The sequence below is a fragment of the Streptomyces sp. NPDC059851 genome, assembly GCF_042732005.1.
Lineage (GTDB): Bacteria > Actinomycetota > Actinomycetes > Streptomycetales > Streptomycetaceae > Streptomyces.
This window is the reverse complement of the sequence record NZ_JBHWJJ010000237.1, coordinates 1-6,463: the sequence shown is the minus strand read 5'-3', so window position 1 is coordinate 6,463 and position 6,463 is coordinate 1. Positions and strand designations below refer to the sequence as shown.

The window sequence follows — 6,463 nt, the reverse complement described above, 5'->3', positions numbered from 1 at the left end:
TGGCGCATCCTCCGCAAAGCCCGCTGCAGCCCCAACGGACTTACGTCAATCGTCAAAGCCATCCTCACCCTGGAAACTCACCGCTGAAAACGCTCAATGCCTCGCCGGCCAGGCTCAGGGACGCGGGAGGTGCGACATGCGTCGTGACGGACGTGGTCTCCGTAGGTGTCACCAGGCAGTCCCGAATAGGTTGTTGAGGGATTCAGGGTTGTAGCCGGCTGCCGGAGGCGCGGGAGTCCGCTCGGCGGACTTGGCCCGTCGGGCATGGTGTGCCCGAACATGTTCGATCACCTCGTCCCGGTCGGCCGGAAGATAGAGCTGTGTCGTCGACACGTGTGCATGACCGAGCACCCACTGCACGTCGGTCAGCGGCATCTTCGGATCCCTCGCCAGCCGATAGGCGGCGGTGTGTCGAAGATCGTGGAGAGTCCAGTTCGTACCGAGCAAGCTGTTGGCCCGGTTGAACATCGCACGGGCCGCCGGATAGTTCAGGGGGCGCCACGGGCGGCGTAACGTCCACCACAGCCCCTCGTTCTGTCCGCGGGGGACCCCAGCCCGCCAGGCGCTCTCCTGATAGGGCCGTAACCAGACGAAAGCGTCCGCTGAGCAGGGGAGTTGTTGATAGGCCCGGCTCCCCTTGCGGACCACCCCCAGGACCTGTTGGCCGGGCAGCGCGTCGCGTTGCCGACTGGTGAGCAGTTCCTCGGCGCGAGCCCCGTTGGAAACCCAGAAGGCCAGCAGAGCTCGATCACGGTCGTGCTTTAGCGCGGCGAAGAGCGCGTTGAACATCGCGTCGGGGATCCGCCGAGGCGCTCGCTTGGGGATGGTCGGCCGGTAGCGGCCCTGCCGTTCGTGGCAAAACCGCTCGTCAGGGTTGTGGTGAGCGTGTGCCCTGCCATGACGCCGCGAGCGATCCAGTGGAAACGGGTTCAGGATCGGGCCGGTTCCCTCGGAGAGGTGGAAGTCGTAGAAGGCCCGCAGGACGGTCTCGCAGTGCGCTCGCGTTGTCGGCGCGTATCTCGGCCCTGGTGACGACTTTCCCGTGATCGGATTGGGGGCTCCAGGCGGCAGCTTCTCTGTTGCTGGCTTTGGTGCTGTCTCCGTCTTGATGTCCCGTCGGTGGCGCCAGTGCAGCGGTGCGGGCTTGTTCGCGATCTTCATCCAGCGGGCGAAGTCCCGAGCATCCGACCGGACTGCACGATCCCAAGCGATCCCCCAACCCCACAGGAAGCGCCACCAACGCAGCAGGTCCATTCCGTACGACCGGATCGTGGCTGCTGGCTTGTCACAAGCCAGCAGCTCCGCGAAGAAGGCGGCCACGGGTTCGACCTCGACCCCGTCCGCGTCCAGGAGGACAAACGGCCTCCATCGATCTCCCGTCTCCGCCAGCTGTCCGGCCTCGGGCAGCACGAAGCTCGCTAACTCCCTCTCGGGATCACGTCCAAGCATCCACGGAAGCTAGCAGAAGGGCCGTCTGACCTGCGAAAACAATTGAGCTAGTTCAGTCAACGGTTCGCCGTCGTTGTCCCGCTCCCCGCCGACAGCCTGGAGCAGCGCCTGGCGCAGCTGGTCCGGATGCTGCACACCCCGGTCGTCCTCGACGACGGCCGCACCGTCGACGTCGGCGCTTCGGTCGGCGCCGCAGTCCCGCGCGGGGTCGGCTCCCGCGAACTGAGGCCTGCTGCAACGGGCCGCCGACGCTGCCCTGTACGACGGCAAGCACTTCGGCCGGGCGATCCTCGCGACCCGGCAGCACCTCACGATGCCGTCCATCAACGGCCGCCGAGCCGGCCGCCCCGGTACCAGCGTGTGGGGACGGGCCGCATGAACGCCACGCCCTTGCCGCCGGCCCTGCTGGAGCGCGTACTTCAGCAGCTGCCCGACCTCCGGCCGTGACCCGCACCCGAAGCAAGAAGGCGCCCTTCGAGCCGGGCCTGGTCCCGCCTCCAAGGCGCTCTCCTCGAGTGGCGCGACAGCCAGCACTTCGACCGCTGGCAGGACCGCCCCTGCGTGCTGTGCGACAAGCCCACGCCGATGCGCTCCCACGCCGGGGAGCCCGTGCACAAGGCGTGCGCAGAGGACTGGATCGCCGCGAACCCGGTTGAGGCCCGCCTCGGCCGGTTCGCCTCCGGCACCCAGTCCAAGAGCGGCCAGCGCGCCACCCCCGCCTGACCCCTCCTACCGGAGGCTCCCATGAGCAGCACCGACCGTCATCTCGACCACGCCCTCGCCTACCCCGAGCCGCCCGCCTCCCCGCTGTGGCATCGCCACGGCGGCGTGCAGGCCACCGAGGTAATCGCCGTCGCTCTGGTCCACCCCGACGCCTTGGACGCCGCGGCCTACCTCCACGGCCACCAGCTCGGCTACACCGACCGCGGCTGGCTGCGCTGCGAGACGACCACGATCTTCGGCGCCTGGCAGCCGGCCTACGCGATGCTCACCCATGCCGCCGCGAACCTCCCCCTCCCCGAAACATCGCCGACGAGGACATGCTCAACGACCTGGAGAAGGCGTGTGAGGGCCTTGTGCACTGGGCGCAGCGGCTGCACTCGGCCCGGACGTCCGGACTGGCGGGTGTGCGGTGACCGCCTCGCGCCTCAGCTCACTGTCGGTTGACCCGTCAGTGGATCACGGACAACTACGGCTCGCTGTTCGCGCAGCACAGTGACAAGCACCGGCGGGCCGGCGAGTTCATGGACCTCATGCTCGACGCGGTCCGGGCGGGCGAGCTGCCCGCGATCGAGTACTTCAAAGTCGTCTTCGGCCCCGTCCTCGGGTCACTGGACCATGACCTGATGGTCCGCTTCGCGCACAGCGGCCCCGATACACCGCCTGCCGGGGTAGGCGGACGGCGGCACGAAGGAACCCGGCGGGGCGACCCCGCCGATTCCCGGACTCTGCGGCGGCGGAACGGTGCCCGGCCTCGCCAGCGGTGGCTGCGGCACCGGGACCGACGGGGAGGCCAGCATCCCCGGGCAGCGCTCGTTCCTGCCCGTCGACCTGGTACACGCCCGCATCGTGGAGGTGACCAAGCAGCTCCTCGCCATCAAGGGCAACCAGAAGCACCTGCTCCAGCAGGAGAAGGACAGCCGGGAGTTCCGCAAGATCCTCGCGGGCCAGTACAAGGAACTGGAGAACCAGCTCCACGCTCTCCAGCGGGCGAAGGACCGCATCAAGGAGAATCCCAAGATCGGGCTGGACGCACTGGCCGCGATGGGTATCGGCGCCGCGGAACTGGGCATGAACGAGGCCGATCTGGAGACCCTGGTGGGAGCGGTATGAACCTCCCCCTCGTCTACTCCTCGACCCAGTGGCACGACCACTGGAAGCTCATGGTGCCGGCGTCCCAACGCGAACAGCGGCGCGGAAACCACATCGCCGACCTGATCGCGGCCGACGAATGCGTGGTGGAGATCCAGCACGCGAGCATGTCCCCGACGCAGATCATGGGACGCGAACTGGACCACGGCCACATGGTGTGGATCTGGGACGGCCGCCCCGCCTACGCATCCGGCGCCCTTAGGCTGACCGCCTTCGCCGACGGCATCGTGAGCTTCCGGTGGAAGAACCAGCGCCGCAACCTTCGTACGTGCCGACGCCCGTACTTCCTGGATCTCTGGATGCTGGGGGAGTCCGGGGAACGGGTGCTGCTGAAGGTCGACATCCTCAACGAGGACGGAACGGGCTCCGGTCAGCTGGTCACCCACGACATCATGCGCCTCTGGATCGTCTCCGGCCTCCCCCGTCGTCCCCTCGCTGAGCTCCCCGAGGACTCCGGCATCCCGTCGGTGAAGTTCGCCGCGGCGGTCGCGTAGCACGACCGCCCACCTGCTCAGCGGCGTCGAGCCTGGCGAGATCTCGGACACCAGCAACAGGACACGGGCCTCGCCGCCTGCGACGACCCCCTCTTGAGCCGCCCCACCCGCACGTGCTCCCGCACGGGTGGGGTGCGGCTTCGTCGGCAGCGCAGGCCCGGCGTGCAGAAACCTGCCGTGACTGTCGGAGGCGGGATTCATACTGACTGATTAGCCACATCGCGCGCGGTCGCACCTGTCCCGTCTGGCACAGGCCCCCACGCTGCGCGGATCGCACAAGGGCAATGTGGCCCTTGGAGGGGAGTGCCATGCTGGTGACGTCCGTGCAGATCGAGACGTTCCGCAACATCACGAACAAGCAGACCATGGTGGTCGACCCCGAAGTCACGTGCCTGATCGGGAAGAACGAGTCGGGCAAGACGACAGTCCTGAAGGCCCTGCACCGGCTGAACCCGGCCAACAACGCTGACGACTTCCACGTCACCACCGACTACCCGCGACGGCACCTGGCTAAGGACCGGCGCACGAAGGACCTCGACACGGTCGCCCCCGTGACGGCCGTATTCGAGTTGGAGGACTCCGACTTCGACGCGATTGAGGAACTGGTCGGCGTACGGCCGCCGGCACAGGCGTACGCCACGGCGTCCCGCCTCTACGACGGCAGCCTCCAAGCCGATGTGCACTGCGCCTTCGTGGACGTCCTGGCGGCCGTCTTCGAAGAGGCCGGCGTTGACGACGAGGAGGACCAGAAGGCCATCACTGGGGACTACACGACCATCGAGGCCGTGAGCGCCGCGGCGAAGGCCCGCGCCAAGGAAGTCGGCAGCGGCAAAAAGACGGCCCAGGTCAAGGCCATCGAGAAAGTCCCGGCCGAGCTGGACCGCTACAAGAAGTACGTCGAAGAGGGCCTCGATGACGAGGAGCACGAGCAGCTGATCGAGCTGCTCCCGAAGTTCTTTTACTTCTCCACCTATGAGATGCTCCCCGGCGACTGCGACCTCCACGCACTCGCCGAACGAGCGAAGACCCAGCAGTGGCAGCGCGGCGACGAGACCATGATGTCCTTGCTCCGACTCGCAGGGGAGGGGCCGGACGACTTCCTTGACGAGGACTACGCCAGCCGCAAGGCCGAGCTCCAGGCCGCCAGCCTGGACCTTAGCGCTCAGGTCTTCCAGTACTGGAAGCAGAACGAAGACCTCACCGTCTCCTTCGACACCGACCTGACCCCCATGCCCCCGGACGCCAACGGCCAGCCGCAGGACCACCACCGGCTGCTCAAGATAGAGCTGCGCGACGACCGGCACGGCGGCGTGGAGACCAACTTCTCCACCCGCTCCACCGGCTTCCAGTGGTTCTTCTCCTTCCTCGCCGCATTCAGCGTCTACCGCGACACCGACGAACGCGTCGTCCTGCTGGACGAACCGGGAACCAGCCTGCACGGCGAGGCCCAGGGCGACTTCCTCCGGTACGTCTACAGCGAACTCGGGCCCAAGCAGCAGGTCCTCTACACCACCCACTCCCAGCACATGATCGACCCCACGCGGTACGAGACGATGCGCGCCATCCACGACCAGGCGACCCGCGCCGACCCGAACCCGGGCGTGGTCATCACCTCGGTCAGCCTGTCCGCGGATCCGAAGACGATCCTGCCGGTGGAAGCGGCGCTCGGATACTCCGTGGCGCAGCACCTGTTCCCGGGAGCCGGCCCGCTCCTGGCCGTGGAAGGCAGCAGCGACTTCGTCTTCCTCATGCGGATGTCCGACCACCTGGTCAGCCAGGGCCGCATCGGCCTGGATCCCCGGCTGGCCATCATCCCGGTCGGCGGCATCGGCAACATGCCCGCCTTCATCGCAGTCATGGGACGACGGTTGTCCGTCCGCGCGCTCATCGACGGGGCCGAGACCACCAAGGTGACCGCCAAGGTCCTCAGCGCCGCCGAAGCCGCCGAAGTCGACACGTTCCACATCACCGTCATCGGCCAGCTCGACGGCCTCCCAGAGACGGCCGACATCGAGGACCTGTTCTCCACCAAGGACTACCTCTGGCTCTACAACAAGGCCACCGAGGTCACCGTCAACGAGGAAGACCTGATCACCCCCGACAAGCCCCTCCCGATCCTCCAGCGCATCGGAATCGCCCGGGAGAAGCAGCGCAAGCCCCGAGACTTCGATCACGTTGGCCCCGCGCACCAGCTCACCCGAGACAAGGATGCCTTCTTCGCGCAGGTCGACGACGACACCCTCGACCGCTTTGAGACGATCTTCAGGAAGCTCACGGCCTGAACCTGCCGACAGATGAGAGCCCGGGCCTTTACGGGCCCGGGCTCTCGCGGCATAGAGGGCGGCCAGAGGTTGTGCCCGTAGCTCTCCCGATCGGAGGGCGGCCCGAAGCGCTCGATGGACCAGCATGTGCGGGTCCCGCCCTTGTACAGCTACTCGTGGTGCTCCCGCACCGCCCGCTGCGGGGTCACCGGCGGCGCGGGCTTCGGGGCGAGCGACTCCAGACCGGTCCGGCTCAGCAGTCGATTACGCCCAGTCCACGCCCAGTTTCGCGAGCGCGTTCAGCTGGTCGTGGGTGAGTTTGTTGCGTCGCTGCTTGGTGTTGGAGACCCACACGCCCAGCTTCACGACCACCGGCTCGGCCCCGCC

At 67.5% G+C, this 6,463-nt stretch carries 6 protein-coding genes; 5 read left to right on the top strand and 1 reads right to left on the bottom strand.

Going from position 1 to position 6,463, the window contains the following annotated elements:
• Window positions 1–168: 168 nt before the first annotated feature.
• Window positions 169–1,449: a tyrosine-type recombinase/integrase gene (locus tag ACFV7Q_RS38060; RefSeq protein ID WP_385435526.1), complete on the bottom strand. Its 1,281-nt coding sequence runs from the start codon at window positions 1,447–1,449 to the stop codon at window positions 169–171.
• 561 nt (window positions 1,450–2,010) lie between these two features.
• Between ACFV7Q_RS38060 and ACFV7Q_RS38055 the strand changes: the two genes are divergently transcribed.
• The 5 genes from ACFV7Q_RS38055 to ACFV7Q_RS38035 all read left to right on the top strand — a co-directional run bounded on the left by ACFV7Q_RS38055 (window position 2,011) and on the right by ACFV7Q_RS38035 (window position 6,097).
• Complete coding sequence (locus tag ACFV7Q_RS38055; protein ID WP_385435525.1) at window positions 2,011–2,172, top strand: hypothetical protein; 162 nt, start codon at window positions 2,011–2,013, stop codon at window positions 2,170–2,172.
• A gap of 21 nt (window positions 2,173–2,193) precedes the next feature.
• A complete protein-coding gene (locus ACFV7Q_RS38050) occupies window positions 2,194–2,616 on the top strand; it encodes a hypothetical protein (RefSeq protein ID WP_385435524.1) in 423 nt (140 codons plus the stop codon).
• A 297-nt stretch (window positions 2,617–2,913) separates the two neighbouring features.
• On the top strand, window positions 2,914–3,282 hold the full coding sequence (locus ACFV7Q_RS38045; RefSeq protein ID WP_385435523.1) for a hypothetical protein: 369 nt from the start codon (window positions 2,914–2,916) through the stop codon (window positions 3,280–3,282).
• Window positions 3,279–3,815, top strand: coding sequence for a hypothetical protein (locus tag ACFV7Q_RS38040; RefSeq protein WP_385435522.1), 537 nt, complete (start codon window positions 3,279–3,281; stop codon window positions 3,813–3,815). Before ACFV7Q_RS38045 ends, ACFV7Q_RS38040 begins: the two co-directional genes overlap by 4 nt.
• A gap of 308 nt (window positions 3,816–4,123) precedes the next feature.
• A complete protein-coding gene (locus tag ACFV7Q_RS38035) occupies window positions 4,124–6,097 on the top strand; it encodes an AAA family ATPase (protein WP_385435521.1) in 1,974 nt (657 codons plus the stop codon).
• The last annotated feature ends 366 nt before the right edge of the window (window positions 6,098–6,463 follow it).